Source organism: Prevotella sp., from assembly GCF_036570325.1.
In the GTDB taxonomy this organism is placed as follows: domain Bacteria; phylum Bacteroidota; class Bacteroidia; order Bacteroidales; family Bacteroidaceae; genus Prevotella.
Window position 1 is genome coordinate 54,525 of sequence record NZ_DATCYK010000004.1, and the last position, 22,027, is coordinate 76,551.

The window sequence follows — 22,027 nt, forward strand, 5'->3', positions numbered from 1 at the left end:
CTGATTTTTAATCACTACTTTTGTGAAATAATAATTGCTTGTTTAATAAATATGAATCTTGATTTGTTGACTGCCATATCGCCGATAGATGGCCGGTATAGGAGTAAAGCTGAACCCTTGGCTAACTATTTCTCAGAGTTTGCACTTATTCGTTATCGTGTACGAGTTGAAATAGAATACTTTATAACCTTGTGCGAGTTGCCTTTGCCTCAATTGGCCGCTTTCGATCATGCTTTGTTTGATAGACTGCGTGACATTTATCTGCGCTTTGACGAGGCTTCGGCACAACGTGTAAAGGATATTGAGAGTCAAACAAATCACGACGTGAAGGCCGTGGAATATTTTATCAAGGAAGAATTTGATAAAATAGGAGGACTGGAAGCGTATAAAGAGTTCATCCATTTTGGGCTTACTTCGCAAGATATTAACAATACGAGCGTGCCTCTTTCTATCAAAGAAGCATTGGATGACGTGTTCTATCCGCAGGTAGAAGAGCTGATAGCGCAGTTGGAGCAATATGCCGAAGAGTGGAAAAATGTGTCAATGTTGGCCAAGACCCATGGCCAGCCGGCTTCTCCCACGCGTTTGGGTAAAGAGATAATGGTGTTCGCTTATCGTCTTCGTGAGCAATTAGAACTGTTGAAATCCATTAAAATGACAGCCAAGTTTGGTGGCGCGACGGGTAATTATAACGCTCATCACGTAGCTTATCCCCATATTGATTGGAAGGATTTTGGCAATCGTTTTGTCGCGGAGAAATTGGGATTGTGCCGTGAGCAATACACCACACAAATCAGTAATTACGATTATTTGGGCGCAGTTTTCGATGGCATACGGCGCATCAATACAATTATCATTGATTTGGACCGTGACTTCTGGATGTATATTTCAATGGACTACTTCAAGCAGAAGATTAAAGCAGGTGAGGTAGGGTCCAGCGCCATGCCCCATAAGGTGAACCCAATCGACTATGAAAATAGCGAAGGCAACTTGGGTATAGCCAATGCCATATTGCAGTTCTTGGCCCAAAAGCTGCCCGTCAGCCGTTTGCAGCGCGACCTTACGGACAGTACAGTGTTGCGCAATGTAGGTGTACCCCTTGGCCATAGCATCATTGCCATTCAAAGCACGCTGAAAGGACTTCGCAAACTTATTTTGCACGAAGAGTCGATTCAAGCCGATTTAGATAATACTTGGGCTGTCGTGGCCGAGGCTATTCAGACTATTTTGCGCCGTGAGGCCTATCCCCATCCTTATGAGGCATTGAAATCTCTCACCCGTACCAACCAGCAGATGACCGAGGAGACCATCCACGAATTTATCCGTCAATTGGAAGTGAGTGATTCTGTGAAAGCGGAGCTCATGGCCATTACGCCGGCTAATTATACAGGAATTTAATTTTTATATTATATAATTTATTAGTAATCATTTTAGTACAACAATTTGCCGTGAGGCTTTAAAAAACAAAACTATGGATCAGGAATTGGAAAACAAGAGCCAGTCTTTTTCTGAGGAGCATGAGAACAGCCGTGAAGGTTATGCAGCTTCTTCCGGAAATAACTATTCTAGAGACTATCGTTCGGGAGCTCGTCCGCAGCGTCCCCGTATCCACACACAGCGCGCTTACAGCTCTGAACGTGGAAATGTAAACAACAACAATCAGGAGGAAGGTGGCTTCCGTCCCGAGGGATTTGGTGCAAATCTCATGTCGGGTAACAATGGCCAGCAGCGTCCTTATCGTCCTCGTAACAATTATAACAACCAAGGTGGTTATGGACAACAGCGTGGTGGCTACGGCCAACAGCAGCGTCCTTATCGTCCTCGTTATAATGATGAGAACCAAGAAGGTGGTTATCAGCCCCAGCAAGGTGGCTATCGCCCTCGTTACGACAATAACGAGCAAAATCAGGAAGGCGGTTATGGTCAGCAGGGTGGCTATCGTCCTCGCAACAATTATAATAACCAAGGCGGTTATCGTCCCCGTAACAATTATAACAACCAAGGTGGCTATGGCCAGCAACGTGGCGGTTATGGTCAACAGCGTGGTGGTTATGGTCAGCAGCAGCGCGGCGGTTATGGCCAGCAGCGTGGATATGATCAGGGTGGTTACCGTCCTCGTAACAATTATAACAACCAAGGTGGCTATGGCCAGCAGCGCGGTTATAACCAAGGCGGCTATCGTCAGCACACCTCGGACTACGATCCCAACGCAAAGTATAGCCTGAAGAAGCGTATTGAGTATAAGGAAGAGCATATCGATCCCACACAACCTTTGCGCCTCAATAAGTTCTTGGCTAATGCCGGTGTTTGCAGTCGTCGCGAGGCCGATGAGTTTATACAAGCAGGAGTTGTCACGGTTAACGGCGTGGTCGTTACCGAATTGGGTACAAAGGTGCTGCGTACCGACGAGGTGAAGTTCCATGAACAGCCCGTAAGCATTGAGAAGAAAGTCTATGTGTTGCTCAATAAGCCCAAGGATTATGTGACAACCAGCGACGATCCCCAGCAGCGCAAAACCGTGATGGACCTTGTAAAGGACGCTTGTCCTGAGCGTATCTACCCCGTAGGTCGTTTGGACCGTAACACCACCGGTGTGCTCCTTTTGACTAACGATGGCGATTTGGCCAGCAAGCTTACCCATCCCAAGTTCTTGAAGAAGAAAGTTTATCATGTTCATCTCGATAAGCCCGTGGCTCAAGCCGACTTGCAGAAGATTGCGGAAGGCATAGAGTTGGAGGATGGAGAAATCCATGCAGACGCAATAGAGTATGCCGATGAGCACGATAAAGGTCAGGTAGGCATTGAGATTCACAGTGGAAAGAACCGCATTGTGCGCCGTATTTTCGAGAGCCTTGGCTATCGTGTAGTGCGTCTTGACCGTGTTCAGTTTGCCGGTTTGACAAAGAAGAACCTGCGTCGAGGCGATTGGAGATTCCTCACAGAGAAAGAAGTAGAAATATTGCGTAGCGGCATGTTTGAATAATATTTGATTCGCAATGAAAAGAACGAAAGTCGTCGATGCACTCGCTTGCACCGACTTTGGTAAAGAAATAAACGTGAAGGGATGGGTGCGTTCCCATCGTAGTAGCAAGGCGGTTGACTTCATAGCGCTTAATGATGGCTCTACCATCAAGAATATTCAAGTGGTTGTCAATCCGGAGCAGTTTGATGAGGAAATGCTGAAGAGCATTACTACCGGTGCCTGCATCAATGTCGTGGGTACATTGGTGGAAAGTCAGGGCGCAGGTCAGACCTCTGAGGTACAATGTCGTGAGCTTGAGATCTATGGTCTCTGCCCCGGCGACTACCCGATGCAGAAGAAAGGCCAGAGTTTTGAGTACATGCGCAAGTATGCCCATCTGCGTTTGCGCACCAATACCTTTGGTGCCGTGTTCCGCATTCGCCATAATATGGCCATCGCCGTTCATCAGTATTTCCATGAGCATGGCTTTTATTACTTCCATACGCCGCTCATTACTGCCAGCGACGCTGAGGGAGCAGGCGAAATGTTCCAAGTAACGACGCTCGATTTGGCCCGTACGGGTAAGGATGGAGCGGCTGTTCCTTATGATCGTGACTTCTTTGGTAAGAAGACAAGTCTTACCGTTTCCGGTCAGTTGGAAGGCGAGTTGGGTGCTACCTCGTTAGGAGCCATCTATACTTTTGGTCCTACTTTCCGTGCTGAAAACAGCAATACGCCTCGCCATTTGGCCGAGTTTTGGATGATAGAGCCTGAAGTTGCTTTTATGGATAAGGACGAACTGATGGATTTAGAAGAAGATTTCATCAAGTATTGCGTGCGTTGGGCCTTGGATAACTGCAAGGATGATTTGCAATTCCTCAATCAAATGATTGATAAGACCCTGCTTCAGACTTTGGAATCAGTTGTTAAGGAAGATTTCGTACGCCTTACTTACAGCGAAGGTATTCAGATATTGGAGAAGGCAGTGGCCGATGGTCGCAAGTTTGAGTTCCCAATCACGGGTTGGGGAATGGACCTGAGCAGTGAGCATGAGCGCTTCCTCGTGGAGGAATATTTTAAGCGTCCGGTTATCATGACCGACTATCCCAGTGGCATAAAGGCCTTCTATATGAAGAAGAACGCTGATGGCAAGACCATGCAGGGTACGGATGTTCTCTTCCCACGTATCGGTGAAATCATCGGTGGATCCGTTCGTGAGGAAAGCTATGACAAGCTGGTTAGCGAGATAAAGGGTCGCGGTATGGAACCCTCTTCTTACAGTTGGTACCTCGATACCCGCAAGTACGGTTCATGTCCCCATGCCGGTTTCGGTCTCGGATTCGAGCGTCTCATCCTCTTCGTTACCGGAATGCAGAATATCCGTGACGTTATTCCTTTCCCGCGTACCCCGAAGAATGCTGAATATTAATATTTCTGTTGCCGTCAAAGTCGCAACATGAGAAATAAATCATCAAGGCCTGACAAGCGTAATGCTGTCAGGCCTTTTTATTATTGTCAAGCGATGTGCACAAAAACGGCAGGAAATCATTTGTCATCTAAAATAATTCTGTACTTTTGCTGTCAGAAACTAAGACTTCTATCATGTGCTATTCTTGGTATCATCGCCGGTTGGCAAGGCTAAGGATAGGATGTGTAGACAAAACTAAACGGACAAGTTGCCAATATAATTTTAGAAGAAATGCAATATATCGGTGAGTTTATTTCAATAGGTGTTGCCCTATCTTGGACGATAACGGCCATCTTGAGCGAGTATGCCGGCAAGCGAATGGGCAGTATTGTGCTCAATATGTATCGCATGCTTTTCGCCTTGGCGTTCTCCTTTGTCTTCTTTTGGATCGTATTGGGTAGCCCTCTTCCCATGCCTGCCGGTGGCAACGCATATCTTTGGATGATGTTATCGGGCGTGATAGGTTACGTCATTTGCGATTATTGCCTGATGAAATGCTACATCATTATTGGCTCAAGTTATGGGCAGCTCTTTATGACCTTGGCCCCCGTTTCGGCCGCCATCACCGCTTGGATAACCCTTGGCCAACGCTTGGAGCTCAAGAGTATATTGGCCATGGCCGTGACGTTGGCCGGTATCGGCATATCTATCTTGGGGCGAGGGGCCAATAAGCGGTTGGCCATCAACCTGCCGCTCAATGGCGTGATATATGCTTTGATTGCCGCGGTGTGCCAAGGTATCGGATTGGTCGTGAGCAAAATAGGCATGAATGTCTACGCCGAGGACATGCCGGCAGACATGATGGAAGCACAACCGTGGATATTGCCTTTCTGCGCTAACTTCTTTCGATGCGTCGCCGGCTTGATAGGTTTCTCGTTGTTGATGATGGTCAGCCGGCATGTAGATGATTTTAAACAGCGCCGCCACGACCGCAGAGGCATGTTGGCTGTGGCATTGACAACCATCTTTGGGCCTTTTGCGGGCGTGGCGTTCTCACTGTTGGCCGTGCAATATACGGCGGCCGGTATTGCCAGCACGCTCATGGCCATGACTCCCATCTTCATTCTGCCTGCCTCACATTATATATTCCATCAACCCGTGACGGTGCGGAGTGTTGTCGGAGCCGTTATTTCGGTCTTGGGCGTGTCGCTGTTCTTTTAAGTCGTTTCCTTATTATATCAGTTCCAATCCTTGCTCACTAATCGTTATAAGGTGTTTTTTATAGAGGTCGCCAATGGCTTTCTTGAAGACCTTTTTGCTCACTTGAAATTGTCGTTTTATTTCTTCGGGATCGCTCTTGTCGCCTAAGTGGCAGCGTCCCCCGTTGTTTTGCATGTATGTCAATAGGGTAGTGGCAAAGTCAATTGCCGCGGCTTGTCCTATGGGTTGCAGCGAAATGTCGAGTTTTCCGTCGGGTCGGATGGCCGAGACATAGCCGGGCAGCTTGTCACCCGTGTGGATGTATTTGAAGAGTTGGTCTTGATATACCAGTCCGGCGTACTGATTGTTGACGATAACCTTGAATCCTAAGTCGGTCTTCTGCCACACCAAGAGGTCCACTTTGTCGCCCATTTTCAGTTTAACGTCCTGCGCTGACTGTGGTTTTTCCAAGAAATGCTCTATCTTGGCGCTTGAAACGATGCGATAACTTTCCTCATCTATGTGGACGTGAACAATGTAGCTGTCGCCTATTTCCATGCGTCTCTTTTGTTCACGGAACGGACAGAAGAGGTCCTTTGTCAGTCCCCAATTGAGGAAAGCCCCATACTCGTTGACCCATGAGCACTCCAAATAGGCGAAGTCGCCCACTTTTGCCAGCGGTTTCTCCGTGGTAGCGATGGGGCGTTCGTCCTGATCTAAGTAGATGAAACATTCTATCTCGTCGCCCGGTTTGGTGTTTTCAGGCACATACTTCTGAGGCATGAGTATTTCTCCTTCAACTCCGCCGTCGAGATACATTCCAAATAGCTCACCATATCCCTCACGGAGGGCTTCTTCTTTCACACGGAGCGTATTGTAATCTCCTAATTTTATTTTTGGCATAAGTTCTTTATATGATTTTTGTTTGTTCTTCCTGCTGCTCCGTTTCAGTAGCAGTAACATTGTCATCCAGCAGCCCATCCTTCATGTGAATGGTACGGTCGGTGATGGCGGCGAGGCCTTCGTCGTGGGTAACGATGACAAAAGTCTGCCCGAATTTGTCGCGTAGGTCGAAGAATAGCTGGTGAAGTTCGGCCTTGTTCTTGGTATCGAGGCTTCCCGAAGGCTCATCGGCCAATATCACGGCGGGATTGTTGACCAATGCCCGAGCCACTGCCACCCGCTGCTTCTCACCCCCCGACAGCTCGGCCGGCTTGTGGTTGGCCCTATCGGAGAGGCCCATGAAGTCGAGCAACTCCTGCGCCCGTTTCTTGGCTTCGCTCTTGCCACAACCCGCAATGAACGCCGGAATCATGATGTTCTCAATGGCCGTGAACTCCGGCAGGAGCTGATGAAACTGGAAAACAAAACCTATCTGACGGTTGCGGAAGTCGCTTAGTTTCTTCTTGTTCATCGTGCTGATGTCTATTCCGTTGATGGCGACGGTGCCGCTGTCGGGTTTGTCGAGGGTCCCGATGATTTGAAGAAGGGTTGTCTTGCCGGCTCCCGATGGGCCGACAATGCTGACTACCTCACCCTTATCGATGTGCAAGTCGATACCTTTCAGCACTTGCAAGCTGCCAAAACTTTTTGTTATACCTTTAATATCTATCATAATGAGCGTAAGTTTTCTAATGTCTGAATTTCTGCAACCATCCCAAAATCAACTCATAGGCGCTGTTCTCCTCCGTGTGTTGCGGTTGGGCAAATGTCATTTCGTCCATCATGTCGCCGTGCTGGTCGGGGAATATGATGAGAATACTTTTGCCCGTGAAGTGCTTTCTTATCTCTTCGGGCAGTTGTTCGAGGGCGTTCTTGTAGGAAACGGTGCCTTTGCGGGCCGCCACGACCACGAAAAGATGGTCCTCGGCGATGGTTGATGCCAATCGGGGCAGCTCATTCCAATGCTCCATAGATTGGTAGTCGGCCCTCACACCGGGGTGTCTGTTGGTGATAAACTCATGGATGAGCGCCAGTGTATCCCGTCGGGCGTGGAACTGAATGCGACATTCCAAGTTGGCGGCTATGCGTGACAGTCGTTCCAACCATCGGTAGAAGCCCGGCTCATACTGCGCTCTGCTGGGCACAGCCACCTGTATTCGGCGAATGGTATTGAGCGGTTGGGCGAAGCGAGCCATCATAATTTGACGGCTCAAGCCGTTGAACAAGCTCTGATGGAACTGCCCCCAAAACTTCTGCGACACCTCTTTATGCTGGTGCATGCCGATAAGTATCTCGCTGGCCCTGAACTCTTTGAACGCGTGTTTTATGCCGTTGGCGATGTTGGCGGCCACCCTGACCTGCGTCTGCATCTTCACGTCGGCCGAAACACTCAACTTCGACAGATGGTTGAGCAAGCGTTGGCCTTTCTCTAAGTTGAGTTGCATGTCCTTATCGTCGTACACCACGTTGAGCGCCACTAAGCCCCGGTTCAGCTTGGGGTTACGCATGAGGATGGCCATGTTGACAAGTTGGTCGGCAAATTCAGGATATTTCACCGGTATAAGTATCTTCTCGTCGTCGCCCGTGCTGTCGTTCTGTGGTATTTCCTTATCTCGCAAGACGATACCTCGGGCCGATGACTCCGTGATAACCGACGAGATGACACATGTAAAGAGTATCATGATGACCACGGCGTTGAGGATTTGGTCGTCAACCATGAAGCGTCCGTCGGGCATTTGCAGGCGCATGCCCACCAATACCATGGCTATGGCGCCGGCGGCGTGGGCCGACGTAAGTCCGAACATCATGTGGCCCGACGATGGCGGGAGCCTGAACAAAACGCAGGAAACGTAGGCTGCCACGGCCTTGCCCAGCGTTCCGAAGGTCACGATGCAGAAAACCACCCACAAAATGTTACCCCCCTCGAAGAGCAAACGTATATTGATAAGCATTCCCACGCCTATGAGGAAGTAGGGAATGAACAGCGCGTTGCCGATAAACTCGAGCCTGTTCATCAGTGGAGAGACTGGAGGAATATAGCGGTTGAGAATTAATCCCGAGAGGAAAGCGCCGAAAATACCTTCCACGCCCACGGCTTCGCTGCACGCGGCGCTCATGAATACGATGGCCAAAACGAAGATAAACTGCATCACGGCGTCACTATATTGGCGCAAGAACCAGCGACACAGACGGGGAATAACAAGTATCATGGCAGCGCAGTAAGCAGCAAACTTCAGCACGAAGACCAGCCAAAAGCCCCAGCTGCCACCACCATTGTGCGACGCTACGATAGCTGCCAGCGTGATAAGCGACAGCAACAGCGACAGCATACTTGAACCGACGCTCAGCGTTACGCTGGGTTTCTTCTGCAATCCGTAGCGGCTCACGATGGGGTAGGCTATCAGCGTGTTGCTGGCCATGATACAAGAAAGCAGCAAGGCCACGTCGCTTGAGTAGCCGAGCAGCCCCATTCCCGTCATCATCATTAGGATAAAGGGAATGCCGAAGGTAAGTAAGCCGAAGAAAAGAAACCTATATTTATTGCTCTTGAGGCCCTGCATATCCATCTCGAGCGCCGCCAAGAACATGATGTAGTACACGCCTACCTTGCCAAACAGCTCAAACGAACTGTCACGTTCCAAAATGTTGAGTCCGTATTTGCCTATCAGCACGCCGGCCAACACCATGCCGATGATGTGCGGAATGCGCAGTTTGCCCATGATGATGGGGGCAAAAAGAATAATCAACAGCACCACGAAGAATATCAGTGTGGGGTCGGTTATGGGGAAATAATTGGCCAAATGCGTCATCATGTGGCAAAGATACACATAATCATAAAAATACTTGCAGCAATTTGAAGGTTTAACGCAAATCGGCAACGAATCAGTGGCGACCGCCGAAACCATGCGTCCCGCCAAGCCGAACGACCATCGGGCAGGCTATGGCTACAGTGAACTTGGTATTTTATTTAAAGGCTTGATAACCATGGTTTTATCGCTTTAATCAGGTTGTTGTGGACATTCTTCCTTCCAAAAGCGGCCCTTTGAGGCACCCACAGCGGCCTTTTGGGGCGATGAAAGCAGTCTTTCGGCACGGTTAAAGGGCCGCTTTGGCAAAATGAAAGTAGAGCTTTCATAAAACGATGACGGGGCTTTGACAAAAACGTAGCGGGGCTTTGCTGAAATCGAGACATAATGTCGACGAAATCATATTTTTCCTTTCATTCATAGCTTTAATAATTCTAATTATTGTACTTTTGCACGTGAGTTGCACATTAATTTAAATTTATCGATTATGAAAGTAGCAATTGTTGGCGCGAGTGGCGCAGTAGGACAAGAGTTCTTACGTATTCTCGAGGAGAGAAATTTCCCCATGGACGAATTGGTTTTGTTTGGTTCGGAGCGCAGCGCCGGCCGTAAATATCTCTTTAAGGGGAAGGAGCATGAGGTGAAACTTTTGCAACATAACGATGATTTTAAAGATGTGGACATCGCTTTCACCTCTGCCGGTGGTGGCACTTCCGAGGAGTTTGCCGATACGATAACCAAGTATGGCGCCGTGATGATTGACAATTCGAGTGCTTTTCGTATGTGTGACGACGTGCCATTGGTAGTGCCCGAGGTCAACGCTGCCGACGCCTTGGTGCGTCCCCGTGGCATTATCGCCAACCCCAACTGCACCACTATCATGATGGTTGTGGTGCTGAAACCCATCGAGGACTTGAGCCATATCCGTAAAATCCATATCTCCAGCTATCAGAGTGCGAGCGGTGCGGGTGCCGCGGCCATGGCCGAGTTGGAACAACAGTACAAGGAATTGCTCGAGGGAGGCCAAGTGAAGACCGTTGAGAAGTTCCCCCATCAGTTGGCATATAACGTCATTCCGCAGATTGATAAGATGACGCCGAACGATTATACCAAAGAGGAAATGAAGATGTTTCACGAAACCCGCAAGATCATGCACAGCGATGTGCGCACCAGTGCCACTTGTGTGAGGGTCAGTTCGCTGCGCAGTCACTCGGAAAGCGTGTGGTTTGAAACCGAGCAACCCTTGGAAGTGGAGGCTATCCGCGGTGCTTTGGAGGCAGCGCCCGGCGTGACGCTCGTCGATGATCCGCAGAACTATGTCTATCCCATGCCGCTTGAGAGCGCCGGCAAGGACGACATCTACGTGGGCAGAGTGCGCAAGGACTTGGCCGACGACAATGGTAACACCTTATGGCTCACGGGCGACCAGATTCGCAAAGGCGCCGCGCTCAACGCCGTGCAGATAGCCGAGTATTTGATAAAAGTAGGCAACGTAAAATAAATAACAGCCCTTTCGAGGGATGTCCTGACGCAATCGTCCCGACCAAGCGAGGCATGAAGCCGGCTGGGTCGGGACGATTTGTTTGGTGGCGGCCTATCCCCCATCGGATGGGGCGCCGTGGGTTATCTTTCGCTTGTGGCGGTAGGGCTTAGCCTCGGCAGGCCAATACCTCCACTTCTACGAGCGCTCCTTTGGGCAGTTTCTCCACCGCCACGGCCGAACGGGCAGGGAAGGGGCTGGCAAAGAACTGCGCGTACACCTCGTTCATGGCCGCGAAGTCGTCCATGTTGTCAAGATATACCGTTGTCTTTACGACATTTGAAAGGTCGAGTCCGGCAGCCTGCAATATGCTTTGTGCGTTGAGAATGGATTGGCGGGTCTGTTCCTTAATGCCACCTTCGGCAAATTGGCCCGTGGCGGGGTCGATGGGGAGCTGGCCCGAGGCAAAGATAAAACCGTTGGCTTCGACAGCCTGACTGTAAGGACCGATGGCTGCGGGAGCCTTTTCCGTGTTGATTGGTTGTTTCATATCGAATGATGTATAATATAATAATGTGTAAATAAGTCGTTGTTTTACCACGTCTCGGCCTGCATAATCCAAGCCATGAGGATTAGTCGCAGCTCAAGGGGCTGCAAATGGATGAGCTGTTTCTTGAAAAGTTTGAGCGCTCGGCTGATGTGACGCTCCACTACTTTGATCGATATTCCGAGCTTTTCGGCTATCTCTCGGTTCTTCATGCCGTCGAAACGGCTCATCGTGAATATCTCGCGCGATCGCTCGGGCAGTTCGCTGAGCGTCTGTTCAACTTGTCGTTTCAGCTCATGGTAGAGCAATTCTTGGTCGGGATTGCCCAAGAAGTCGGTGTTGTAAAGTCGTTCGGAATGGTCGTCAAGATTGAGGTTTTGCAGGTATTCGCTGTCCTCGAGCGCCTTGTGGCGCAGGTAGTTGAGGCATTTGTTGCGCACCATTCTGAACAACAGCGCCGAGATTGATAGGTAAGTTTGCGCCTCGCGCTGCTCCCAAAGTTTCAGAAAGCAGTCCTGCACGATGTCGTCGGCTGCTTCGCGGTTGGTCAGAAAGTGCATGGCGTAGTTAGACAAACGGGGGTAATAAGTGGCAAACAAGTACTCATAGGCTTCATGTTTGCCCGCCCTGACATCGCTGATAAGAATGCTGTTGTCTGAATAAATACGCATATTGATATATAAAAAGGTGGCAGTAGTACCATTGCAAAAATACAATAAAAATCTATAAGCACAAGAACAAGGCGACAATTTTTAAAAAATATCCGCCTCTAAGGGGGTGGGTAAAATGGTGGGTCAGGTGTCTTTGCTATAGAAACCCTAAAGAAGAAACACCCTATAATAAGCTAAGCAATGAGCTATCTTGACGATATACGACAACTGACGATTCATTATCTCAACGGATCTATCACGAAAGAGGATGAGCAAAAGCTCATGGCTTTTCTCGATGAGAGCGCCGATAACAAGCGGCTCTTTCGTCAGTGGGAAGCCGAATGGGCGGCCCATCATCTCAACGATAGGCAAACACAAGAAGCCTTTGGCCGCTTTGAGGCCCGATTACTGCTCCAATCAGACAAGAAAAACACAAAAAGAAAGTTATGGCGTTCGGTGGCCGCCGCGGCTGCCGTGGTACTGTTGATGGCCGGTTCGGCCTATACGACTTGGCTCGTGGGCCACGCCCGTCCCGAGAAATATTATTCGTTCTCGGCTCCCAATGGGTCGAAGGCCCGGGTGGCGTTGCCCGATAATTCGGTAGTTTGGCTTAATGCCGGCTCGTCGCTGCGCTATTCGGATCGCTTCAATGAGCAAAACCGGACCGTGGAATTGAAAGGTGAGGGCTATTTTCAGGTGGCTAAGGATGATGACCATGAGTTTGTTGTGAAGACCGACGTGGGCAACGTGGTCGTGAAAGGTACGAAGTTCGACGTCTCGGCCTACTCCGAGGACCGATTGGCCACCGTGTCGCTCATGCAGGGAAAGGTGGAATTTGCCGGCAAGGAAGAACATCTGACGATGAAACCCGGTGAGCGTGTCACGATAGACCGCCTGACGGGAGAGTTGTCGAAGACCACTTTCATCAACGATTCACGGGCATGGATAGACGATAATACCGACTTCGACGCCATTACTTTGAACGATTTGGCCAAGGTGTTGTCGCGCCGGTACGATGTCAATATCCATGTGAACTCATCTAAATTGGCCCTCACTCGCTTCTCCATATCACTGCGCAACAAGGAATCTATAGGCGATGTTATCGACGCGTTGCAGCGTACCTCGCAGATGGAAGTGGTGCGACGGGGCAAGGATATTTACATTTCCGATTAGCCGAAGGCTGTCCTTGTGGCTGTTTCCACAACCCTATCCTGAAAACACGAGCCGTAGAATAACCTGAAAGAACATAACAACCTATGACTGCCCGCTGCATGGGCAGGCTGCTGTATGACGACGTGAAACCTTAGAACCATTATTGATAACTAACTTAAATAAAAATGTAAACACTATGAAAGTAAAGCAAAACACGTTGCTTAAATCCTTTGTAGTCGTTGCATTCTGCTTCAGCGCATTGGGACTTAGCGCCCAGTCGGTGACCAAGACCTTCAAAAAGGAGTCGTTGGCCAACGTGCTGAAGGAAGTGGAACGGCAGACGGGGATGTCAGTCATCTACAAAGTGGATGAAGTAAACGCAAACAAGAAAATCACTGCTTCTTTTCAATCGGCCTCTGTCAGAGAAGTGTTGGAGTTCATACTTGACAACGGTCTCAGCTATGAAATCGAGAACAAGATGATTATTATCCACCGACGTGGCACCACGGTAAGGGCCGAGCGCCATGCTCAGCAAGGCCATGACAGAACGGTGAAGGGCAGCGTCTTGGACGAGAAGGGTGAGCCTATCATTGGCGCTACCGTAACGGTGAAAGGCTCAAAGGTGAACGCTGTTACCGATTTGGATGGCAATTTTACCATCACCGCGCCCGAGGGCAGCACCTTGGTGGTGTCTTATTTGGGCTATAAGAATCAGGAAGTAAGTGCCGATAGCAAGAACCTGCGGGTCAGCATGAGCCAAAACTCAGAGGAACTGAACGAGGTTGTCGTTACGGCTTTGGGCATAAAGAAAGAGGCTAAGGCACTGACTTACAATGTGCAGCAGCTCTCCAATAACGACATTACGGGCGTGAAGGACGCCAACTTCATGAATGCCTTGTTGGGAAAGGTGGCCGGTGTGCAAATCAACGCCAGCTCATCGGGTATCGGCGGTGGCGTGAAGGTGGTGATGCGTGGTGCCAAATCAATTACCAATAACAACAATGCGCTTTACGTGATTGACGGTATTCCCATGCCATCGTTGCAAACCGCGCAACCTTCCGATTACTTCTCGGGACAAGGACAGTCGGGAGACGGCGCGTCAATGATTAACCCCGAGGACATCGAGAGCATGTCGGTATTGAGTGGCGCGGCCGCTTCGGCCCTCTACGGAAGTGAGGCACAGAACGGCGTTATCATGATTCGGACCAAGCGAGGCAAGGAAGGACACACCAGTTTGACCTATTCTAATAACACGTCTTTCTTCTCTCCTTTCATCACTCCCGAGTTCCAAAACACTTATGGGGCCGCGGCGGGCGAGTTCTCGAGCTGGGGCGATAAGTTCGGAACGCCATCCTCGTATAATCCTTTGGACTTTTTCCAAACGGGATATAACGTTGGTCATTCGGTATCTCTCTCAACGGGAACGGAAAAAAATCAGACTTTCGTTTCGGCAGCGGCCACCAATGCCGAAGGTATTGTCAAGAACAACATGCTCGACCGGTACAACTTTGCCATTCGTAACACGTCTTCGTTCTTGCAAGACAAGATGCACTTGGACTTGAGTGCCATGTATATGAATGTTCGGGAGAACAATATGGTGTCGGAAGGACAGTACATGAATCCTATCGTTCCCGTCTATCTGTTGTCCCCAAGTTACAGTTTGGATACCTATCAGGTGTATGAAATGTATGACGCCGACCGCAACTTCAAGACCCAATATTGGCCTTGGGGCAACATGGGATTGGGCATGCAGAACCCCTATTGGATTGAAATGCGTGATAACCTGACCAATCATAAGAACCGATTTATGATTAGTGCCGGCTTGAGTTATGACATAGCGAAAGGTATAACCTTAGGAGCGCGTGCCAAGATGGACTATACTTCGGCGATGTATGAGAAGCAATACGCTGCTTCTACCGATGGTATCTTCGCGGAGAAGTACGGTTATTACGAGAAGAATGATGAGAATACACGTCAGCTTTATGGCGATATAATGCTGAATATAGACAAGTATTTCGGCGATTGGTCATTGACCGGAGCCATCGGAACCAGCATTCAGGACGTGGATTATAAGTACTATGGTTTGGGTGGTAACCTCAATTCGGTGGCCAATGATTTCACCTTTAAGAACATGAACATATCGAGTTTGAAGCCCGATGAGTCGCGTTATCATGACCAGACACAAAGTATCTTCGCCACGGCACAGCTGGGTTGGCAGAGCAAACTTTATCTTGACATGACCGGACGCATTGATTGGGCCTCGGCTTTGGCTTGGACCAAGAGTTCTTCCGTGGCCTATCCGTCGGTTGGTTTGACAGCGATTCTCACCGACCTGATACCGGGTTTGAAGAGCAATGTGGTCACTTTCATGAAGATTCGTGGTAGTTACAGTGAGGTAGGTAACGCTCCTAAACGCTATGTGGCTTACCAAACTTACCCTTATCAGTCAGCGGTGCCCTCCACTTCTTCGACCTATCCTAATAATGATATTAAGCCCGAGCGCACCAAGGCGTGGGAAGTGGGTTTTGAATCACACTTCTGGGGCAACAAATTGAACCTGAATGTATCTCTTTATAAGACATCTACCTACAACCAATTGTTCAATCCCACGTTGCCAAGTACATCGGGATATAAGTCTATTTACATCAATGGTGGTCGCATAGATAATAAGGGTATAGAGGCCAGCTTGACGCTGAATCAGCCTTTGGGTCCCGTTAATTGGACTTCATCTTTCACCTATACGATTAACCGTAATAAGGTTGTGAAGTTGTTGAAGCCTACGACTTTGAGCAATGGGCTTACCATTTCGCAGGACCATTTGGACTTGGTAAGTATCGGCAACGTGAAGAGTATGATAAAGGAAGGTGGCTCCATGGGCGATCTTTATGTGACTGCGCTTGCCACGGACTTCCATGGTTTCACCATCGTTGACTATGTAAACAACACTGTTTCGGTAGATAAGAACGCCGGAGAGTACAAGGATGGCTACATCTACGCCGGTAATTCGCAGGCCAAATACACCATGGGATGGCGCAACAGCTTCAGTTGGAAAGGATTGACGCTGGGCTTCCTGATCAATGCACGTATCGGTGGAGTGGGTGTTTCCATGACGCAGGCCTTGATGGATGCCAACGGCGTATCGAAACGCACTGCCGATGCACGTGACGCCGGCGGTGTGATGATCAACGGAGCGTTGGTTCCCAAGGTGCAGGCTTTCTATCAAACGGTAGGTACGGGTGCCGGTTCTTATTATGTATATAGCGCTACCAACGTGCGTTTGGGTGAGCTTACATTGGGTTATGACGTACCTATTACCAAGTGGGTACCTTGGATGAAGGGGCTCAACGTGGCCTTTACGGGACGTAACCTGCTGATGTTCTATAGCAAAGCACCTTATGATCCGGAGTTGACAGCCAGCACGGGCACCGGCTTTGAGGGCATGGATTACTTCATGCTTCCAAGCCTTCGCAACTTAGGATTCTCTGTAAGAGTAAACTTCTAACGCTCTATTTAAAGACCTATTGACATGAAAAAGATAACTAAAAATACAATAACAATCGGTTGCCTGCTGGCCGGTGGCCTTCTCTTAGGCGCTTGCACGGACAAGTTTGGCAACTGGAATATCAATCCGGATGAGGCTAACAAGGAAGACTTAAGCCATGATAACCTTAATACCGGCGCTTATTTCTCGCAAATGGAGAGCGGCGTTTTCGTTCTCGGAAAGGACATGGGAGGCGAATATCAGCTAACGCAAGCCTTGGAAGGTGACCTCTTCGCCAGCTATTTCGCTGCCAACAAGACATGGAATTACACGGCTTATAATCACGATCATTACTTCTTATACGCGCCATGGTATAACGCTCCGTTCAACGATGCCTATGAACGTATCATGCAACCGTGGAAGTCTATCTATGACGTAACGGAGGCTTCGTCGCCCCAAAGGGCCATGGCCACGCTGATAAAGGTATTCGGCATGAGTCGCATAACAGACATGTATGGCCCTATACCTTATAGCAAATTCGGCACGGGAGTAAAGGTTGCGTACGATTCCCAAGAGCAAGTTTATAACCAATTCTTCAAGGAACTCGATGACGCCATCAAGGTTTTGACCACCATGAGCGGGCAAACCGTGATGAAAGATTACGATAATATCTACTATGGTAACGTGACCAAGTGGATAAAGTTTGGCAATACGCTCCGTCTTCGTTTGGCTATGCGTGTGTCAAACGTGAATGAGGCCTTGGCCAAAGAGCAGGCTCAAGCCGCTGCCAATCATCCCATTGGACTGATGACCACCGCTAATGACGATGCGGCGGTGCACCAAAGCTCGGCCTTAACCTTCCGTCATCCGCTGTGGGAAATAGGCTCCAGTTGGGATGATGAGCACATGAGTGCCACAATGGACTGCTATCTGAATGGGTATAACGACCCTCGTCTGTCGGCTTATTTCCTGCCTTCAACGGCTAACAATGAGTATCACGGCTTGCGCAACGGTATCGCCAATGTCAACAGTGCTACTTACAAAGACGTCACTTCACGGCCTAACTTCCAAATGGGGTCGGACATGCACTGGATGGCAGCTGCCGAAGCCTATTTTCTGATGGCAGAGGCCAAGCTCCGTTGGGGCATTGGCGCGGAGACCGTTCAGAAGTATTATGAGGATGGCATTCGCACTTCGATGGCGTCAGCCGGCGTAACTTCGGGCGTGGAAAGCTACATCAAGAATAAAACCAAGCTACCTTTAGATAAGTATGTAGACCCCGCCAACAAGTCAACTACCGATGTCAGCGCCATGCTTTCCCGCCTTTCGGTGGCATGGGATGAGGGTGCCAATACCGATAAAAAGCTGGAACGTATCATGATTCAGAAGTGGATAGCGCTCTATCCGGACGGTCAGGAGGCATGGAGTGAAATGCGTCGGACGGGTTATCCGGGCTGGGTGAGAATACAGTCGTACGCTCATCAGAATGAAGTTAAGAACGGAGAGATGATCAGTAGGCTCAAATTCCCAACGACAGAGTACACCAACAACACCGAGAACACTAACGCTGCGGTGAAGCTCCTTGGCGGTGCTGACCAAGCGGGGACACGCCTTTGGTGGGATGTGAAACGATAATTGACAATCAAATAATAATGAAGCAAAATATGAAAGCAATAAAATATGTATTGGCTTTGGTATTGGCCGGTGGATTGATGACGGCTTGCGACAATGACATAGAGAACATTGAGGTGCAGAAACCGCTCACTTATAGCGACCAATATTACCAAAACCTGCGCGACTATAAGGCCAGTGAGCACAGTATTGCCTTTATGTGGTTCGCCCAATACGGGGCACAGAACTCCATGGCAGTGCGTTTTAATGGCTTACCCGACAGCTTGGATATATGTTCGTTGTGGGGCGGTATTCCCTCGACGGAGAACAAACAAATATGGGAAGACCTGCGTTTCACGCAGAAAGTAAAGGGCACCAAAATGCTCGTTGTGGCCATTACCCGCATCGACGCCGAAACAGATGAGAAGCCATTCAAGCAACATTACAACAAAGCCAAGCAGATGGAGCCGGGTGAAGCCCGTGAGGCGGCCATCGACAAGGCCATTGAAGAATATGCCGAATACTTCCTCGATCAGGTTTTCCTCAACGATCTTGACGGTTTCGACGCCGACTATGAGCCCGAAGGCGACTTCCTTTCAGGCGATAGGTTTGTGAAATTCTACAAACATCTGGCCCTCTATCTGGGTCCCAATCCCGAGCAGGCGCCGGGCGAACGGCTGAAACTGATTCAGGAACGTTACGGAAAGGACTTCACCGATGTCAACAAACTGCTGTGCGTAGACTCACCGGGTGGCGGTCCGATAGCCTGCGAACCCTATTCCAATTACTGCTTCTTCCAAAATTACGGTGGCGGAACCGGCCACGGATCATGGCCCGTTGAGAAGTCGGTTTTCACTGAAAATGTGGGTGATAACTGGGGCGGCAATCTTTCCGGAATGTACGGACAAGCCCGCTGGCAGCCATCCGATGGCAAGCGCAAGGGCGGCTTTGGCGCCTTCTTCGGCCATCGCGACTATAACATAGTGCCCGGTTCTAATCCCCAACCGTACCATCGTTTCCGCGAGTGTATTCAGATTCAGAATCCCGCGGTGTATTAAATGACTCATTTATCTTAAAGATGTAAACAATGAAAAAGTACATATTTTTATCATTAGCCCTATTGTTCAGCCTCGTCGGTTGCAAGGAGGAACCCGAATTTGGTGACGCTGTTTACCTCACGGGAACGCTTACTTCGCAAAACGTTAAGTTCTTGGTAGATGGTCAAACGAGCATGGGTATCACCGTATCGTCGAGCACCAAGGCCGACGCACCGGTCAAAGTGTCGCTCGAAGTGGCTCCCGATAAGCTGGCGGAGTACAATGCCGCCACCGGCGGAGAGGCCATATTGCCTCCCGCTGAGAGCTATTCGTTCAGCAGCAAGGAAGTAACGATAGCGCAGGGAGCCGCCCAGTCGGACGCCATCACGCTGAACGCTGACGGTGAGAAGATAAAGGAGGGCACCCATTATTGTCTTCCCGTGACGATAACCAAGGTCGATGGAGGCAACCTGCGTGTGCTGAAAACCTCGCAAACGGCTTACATTCTCTTTACCAAAGTTATCAACATCAAAGCTGCCGACCTCGATAAGAAAGGGTCGTTCGATATTCCCGGCTTTGCCGGAGAGAGCAGTCCGGTGCGCTCTTTGGGGCAAATGACACTCGAAATGAAGATAAAGCCAGAGTCGTTTGGGAGTATCAGCTCGCTCTGTGGCTGCGAGGAGAACTTCCTCTTCCGCTTTGGTGATGGTGCGGGAAGCCCCGACAACAAGCTCCAATTGGCCAAGGCGTCCATCGGAACGCCCCTCCATCCCGACCAAAAAGACCACTACGAGGCTTGGGCCGACCAACCCTTTGAGACCGGTTCATGGCACCACTTCGCCGCGGTGTACGACGGCAGCTACCTGCGCACTTATCTTGATGGCAAGCAAATACAAGCTGTGGAGACCAAGGGAGGCACCATCAACCTCAGCATGGCTTATGACGGACACACTTGGGACGACACTTTCGCCATCGGACGCTCCGTAGGTCATCAGCGTTTCTTCGACGGTTTGGTGAGCGAGTGCCGTGTATGGAACATTGCCCGCACCCAGTCGCAGTTGCAGAACGGTGTCTGCTACGTTGATCCTACTACCCCCGGATTGGTGGCTTATTGGCGTTTCAACGGACAGTTGCAGGACGATGGTACCGTGCTCGACGAGACCGGACATGGCTACAACGCCCATCCTTGGGGACAAATAAAGTGGGTAGGCGACCAAAAATGTCCTTTCTAATTCAAAAACCAACCTATAAAAACTTTTGAATCACATGAAAATCAATCAACTATATATGGTTTGCGGCGTGCTGCTTCTCGGAGCGGCGACGCTTGCGGGCTGTAGCAATGAGGAGCGCTACGATGTAGATGGCGACAATGCCAATCGTGTTTTCTTCAATCCTGCGGCCGCGGAGGTCTCCACCTTTACGATTTACCACACCCCCGTAGGTGAGTTCGGCGCCGTTGAGGCCGGCTATCCCATCAAGCTGCAATATGCCTCCGAGGACAGCGTACTGGCCACGGCAGTGGTCGACACAACGCTGGTGAGAACCTATAACGCGACCCATCAGACGCGGTACGAGGTGTTGCCGAAGGATGTGTTGGCCCAAGTGAAAATTCAGAACGCGGGCATTAAGGCCGGCACGCAGGCCGGGGCGGACAGCATAAAGGTAACGTTGCCCAATGAATATTGTGCCAAGCTCACGGCCGAGGCTTATCTCATACCCGTTCGTATCGCCGTAGGTGAGCGCTTCGGGGGCAAAGCCGAGCGTGAGGTAAAGGCCAGCTCAAACCTTGGCGTGCGTTATATCGTCGTGAAAACCACCCGTGATTTGGCCAAATTCACCGGCTCTACCGAGGCCCACAGCGCCATTGTGCGTACACCGGTGGGCGTCTTCGGCGGCATTGAGGCCTCGTTCTCTGCGGCTCTCAATCATCCCATTGATTCCGAGTTGAAGGTGAGTGCCGAGCCCGATAACAGTCTTATCGACGCTTACAACGAAGCCCACAAGACGTCTTACAAGGCACTTCCCGACAATGTTGTCAAGGCTTTGAAGATAGAGGAGGGCGTCATCGCCGCCGGAAAGACCGCCACCGATAGCAAACTGAAGCTGTCCGTGCCCACTGATTTGGCCACGTCGTTGACCGAGCCGGGTTACATCCTGCCCGTGAAGATGGTGGCCCAATACGCCAATGGCACCAAGGAAACCCTCAATAGTCAGGTGGCTTACCTCATTGTGGAGACCAAGGAAAGTCTCATAAATGACAATCCCAACGGCATATTGGGTACCATTCAGGAGAATGGCGGTGACGAATGGACCTGCGTAAGCGCCGAGCATTTCGACCCGGCGAAGATGAGCGACGGCCCTAACGGTGGTTGGGATATTGACGGCAAGCGCCTGTCCTCGGCCTCGTTCATCATTGATCTGAACAAGATACACAAGCTCAGCTCATTCATGATTGATGGTTCGCTGGTCAACAATGCCCACGTTTATCTGAGCACCGACCAAAACACGTGGACCGACCTTGGCGAGACCAATGGCCACGGCAGCGCTCACGATAGTGAATGGAATAGCTGGTATGTGCTCTATGGTGGCGTGGCGGCCCGCTACGTCAAGGTAGAGTTGGCGCTCAATGCCAACAGTTGGGCATGGAATTATGCGCAATGGGGCTATTGCAAGGTGAAGTTCAACTTCGCATTCGACGACTGATTCCTTTTTAATATAATGGGTGGAAAGTTATTGTCGGCGCTGTCCGG

At 49.9% G+C, this 22,027-nt stretch carries 17 protein-coding genes; 12 read left to right on the forward strand and 5 right to left on the reverse strand.

The genetic code is table 11. The features are described 5' to 3' along the window. Window positions 1-51: 51 nt before the first annotated feature. The 4 genes from purB (at window position 52) to VIR50_RS00260 (ending at window position 5,591) form a co-directional block, all read left to right on the forward strand. Window positions 52-1,398, forward strand: a complete 1,347-nt coding sequence (gene purB / locus VIR50_RS00245; protein WP_331933143.1) for an adenylosuccinate lyase — start codon at window positions 52-54, stop codon at window positions 1,396-1,398. 73 nt (window positions 1,399-1,471) lie between these two features. After that, window positions 1,472-2,983 (forward strand): pseudouridine synthase, encoded by a 1,512-nt coding sequence (locus tag VIR50_RS00250; protein WP_331933144.1) that lies wholly within the window; start codon window positions 1,472-1,474, stop codon window positions 2,981-2,983. Window positions 2,984-2,996: 13 nt separating this feature from the next. After that, window positions 2,997-4,391 (forward strand): asparagine--tRNA ligase, encoded by a 1,395-nt coding sequence (asnS, locus tag VIR50_RS00255; RefSeq protein ID WP_331933145.1) that lies wholly within the window; start codon window positions 2,997-2,999, stop codon window positions 4,389-4,391. A gap of 270 nt (window positions 4,392-4,661) precedes the next feature. After that, window positions 4,662-5,591, forward strand: coding sequence for a DMT family transporter (locus VIR50_RS00260; RefSeq protein WP_331933146.1), 930 nt, complete (start codon window positions 4,662-4,664; stop codon window positions 5,589-5,591). A gap of 12 nt (window positions 5,592-5,603) precedes the next feature. On the opposite strand, the gene VIR50_RS00265 is transcribed toward VIR50_RS00260, so the two are convergent. From VIR50_RS00265 to VIR50_RS00275, 3 genes are read right to left on the reverse strand one after another with little or no spacing between them, the layout of a single operon-like run. Beyond that, window positions 5,604-6,473, reverse strand: a complete 870-nt coding sequence (locus tag VIR50_RS00265) for a CvfB family protein (RefSeq protein WP_331933147.1) — start codon at window positions 6,471-6,473, stop codon at window positions 5,604-5,606. 7 nt (window positions 6,474-6,480) lie between these two features. Beyond that, window positions 6,481-7,185 carry an ABC transporter ATP-binding protein gene (locus tag VIR50_RS00270; RefSeq protein ID WP_331933148.1) on the reverse strand — a complete coding sequence of 235 codons (705 nt, stop codon included), beginning with the start codon at window positions 7,183-7,185 and terminating at the stop codon, window positions 6,481-6,483. 16 nt (window positions 7,186-7,201) lie between these two features. Further along, entirely contained in the window at window positions 7,202-9,322 is a 2,121-nt protein-coding gene (locus VIR50_RS00275) for a cation:proton antiporter (protein WP_331933164.1), read from the reverse strand. Window positions 9,323-9,356: 34 nt separating this feature from the next. On the opposite strand from VIR50_RS00275, the gene VIR50_RS00280 reads away from it, so the two are divergent. Beyond that, complete coding sequence (locus VIR50_RS00280) at window positions 9,357-9,515, forward strand: hypothetical protein (protein ID WP_331933149.1); 159 nt, start codon at window positions 9,357-9,359, stop codon at window positions 9,513-9,515. Window positions 9,516-9,806: 291 nt separating this feature from the next. Next, window positions 9,807-10,820, forward strand: a complete 1,014-nt coding sequence (locus tag VIR50_RS00285) for an aspartate-semialdehyde dehydrogenase (protein ID WP_331933150.1) — start codon at window positions 9,807-9,809, stop codon at window positions 10,818-10,820. Between the two features lie 148 nt (window positions 10,821-10,968). Here VIR50_RS00285 and VIR50_RS00290 read toward each other — a convergent pair whose 3' ends face one another. Both VIR50_RS00290 and VIR50_RS00295 read right to left on the reverse strand, forming a co-directional pair. Continuing rightward, window positions 10,969-11,349, reverse strand: coding sequence for a RidA family protein (locus tag VIR50_RS00290; protein WP_331933151.1), 381 nt, complete (start codon window positions 11,347-11,349; stop codon window positions 10,969-10,971). Window positions 11,350-11,393: 44 nt separating this feature from the next. After that, the gene (locus tag VIR50_RS00295) at window positions 11,394-12,017 is read right to left on the reverse strand and encodes an RNA polymerase sigma-70 factor (RefSeq protein WP_331933152.1); all 624 of its coding nucleotides are present in this window, start codon (window positions 12,015-12,017) and stop codon (window positions 11,394-11,396) included. 180 nt (window positions 12,018-12,197) lie between these two features. Here VIR50_RS00295 and VIR50_RS00300 point away from each other — a divergent pair, with 180 nt between their 5' ends. From VIR50_RS00300 to VIR50_RS00325, 6 genes are all read left to right on the forward strand, one after another. Continuing rightward, on the forward strand, window positions 12,198-13,169 hold the full coding sequence (locus VIR50_RS00300) for a FecR family protein (RefSeq protein WP_331933153.1): 972 nt from the start codon (window positions 12,198-12,200) through the stop codon (window positions 13,167-13,169). Between the two features lie 175 nt (window positions 13,170-13,344). Next, complete coding sequence (locus VIR50_RS00305) at window positions 13,345-16,650, forward strand: SusC/RagA family TonB-linked outer membrane protein (RefSeq protein WP_331933154.1); 3,306 nt, start codon at window positions 13,345-13,347, stop codon at window positions 16,648-16,650. Window positions 16,651-16,674: 24 nt separating this feature from the next. Beyond that, entirely contained in the window at window positions 16,675-18,264 is a 1,590-nt protein-coding gene (locus VIR50_RS00310) for a SusD/RagB family nutrient-binding outer membrane lipoprotein (RefSeq protein ID WP_331933155.1), read from the forward strand. Between the two features lie 29 nt (window positions 18,265-18,293). Next, window positions 18,294-19,298: a glycoside hydrolase family 18 gene (locus tag VIR50_RS00315; RefSeq protein ID WP_331933156.1), complete on the forward strand. Its 1,005-nt coding sequence runs from the start codon at window positions 18,294-18,296 to the stop codon at window positions 19,296-19,298. 29 nt (window positions 19,299-19,327) lie between these two features. Continuing rightward, window positions 19,328-20,509, forward strand: coding sequence for a DUF1735 and LamG domain-containing protein (locus VIR50_RS00320; RefSeq protein ID WP_331933157.1), 1,182 nt, complete (start codon window positions 19,328-19,330; stop codon window positions 20,507-20,509). A gap of 34 nt (window positions 20,510-20,543) precedes the next feature. Continuing rightward, on the forward strand, window positions 20,544-21,980 hold the full coding sequence (locus tag VIR50_RS00325; protein ID WP_331933158.1) for a BT_3987 domain-containing protein: 1,437 nt from the start codon (window positions 20,544-20,546) through the stop codon (window positions 21,978-21,980). Window positions 21,981-22,027 lie beyond the last annotated feature (47 nt).

What these genes read in the sequence shown, in the direction of transcription:
- purB (WP_331933143.1), top strand. Translation starts at nt 52, where the DNA reads ATGAATCTTGATTTGTTGACTGCCATATCGCCGATAGATGGCCGGTAT.
- VIR50_RS00250 (WP_331933144.1), top strand. Translation starts at nt 1,472, where the DNA reads ATGGATCAGGAATTGGAAAACAAGAGCCAGTCTTTTTCTGAGGAGCAT.
- asnS (WP_331933145.1), top strand. Translation starts at nt 2,997, where the DNA reads ATGAAAAGAACGAAAGTCGTCGATGCACTCGCTTGCACCGACTTTGGT.
- VIR50_RS00260 (WP_331933146.1), top strand. Translation starts at nt 4,662, where the DNA reads ATGCAATATATCGGTGAGTTTATTTCAATAGGTGTTGCCCTATCTTGG.
- VIR50_RS00265 (WP_331933147.1), bottom strand. Translation starts at nt 6,473, where the DNA reads ATGCCAAAAATAAAATTAGGAGATTACAATACGCTCCGTGTGAAAGAA.
- VIR50_RS00270 (WP_331933148.1), bottom strand. Translation starts at nt 7,185, where the DNA reads ATGATAGATATTAAAGGTATAACAAAAAGTTTTGGCAGCTTGCAAGTG.
- VIR50_RS00275 (WP_331933164.1), bottom strand. Translation starts at nt 9,322, where the DNA reads ATGACGCATTTGGCCAATTATTTCCCCATAACCGACCCCACACTGATA.
- VIR50_RS00285 (WP_331933150.1), top strand. Translation starts at nt 9,807, where the DNA reads ATGAAAGTAGCAATTGTTGGCGCGAGTGGCGCAGTAGGACAAGAGTTC.
- VIR50_RS00290 (WP_331933151.1), bottom strand. Translation starts at nt 11,349, where the DNA reads ATGAAACAACCAATCAACACGGAAAAGGCTCCCGCAGCCATCGGTCCT.
- VIR50_RS00295 (WP_331933152.1), bottom strand. Translation starts at nt 12,017, where the DNA reads ATGCGTATTTATTCAGACAACAGCATTCTTATCAGCGATGTCAGGGCG.
- VIR50_RS00300 (WP_331933153.1), top strand. Translation starts at nt 12,198, where the DNA reads ATGAGCTATCTTGACGATATACGACAACTGACGATTCATTATCTCAAC.
- VIR50_RS00305 (WP_331933154.1), top strand. Translation starts at nt 13,345, where the DNA reads ATGAAAGTAAAGCAAAACACGTTGCTTAAATCCTTTGTAGTCGTTGCA.
- VIR50_RS00310 (WP_331933155.1), top strand. Translation starts at nt 16,675, where the DNA reads ATGAAAAAGATAACTAAAAATACAATAACAATCGGTTGCCTGCTGGCC.
- VIR50_RS00315 (WP_331933156.1), top strand. Translation starts at nt 18,294, where the DNA reads ATGAAAGCAATAAAATATGTATTGGCTTTGGTATTGGCCGGTGGATTG.
- VIR50_RS00320 (WP_331933157.1), top strand. Translation starts at nt 19,328, where the DNA reads ATGAAAAAGTACATATTTTTATCATTAGCCCTATTGTTCAGCCTCGTC.
- VIR50_RS00325 (WP_331933158.1), top strand. Translation starts at nt 20,544, where the DNA reads ATGAAAATCAATCAACTATATATGGTTTGCGGCGTGCTGCTTCTCGGA.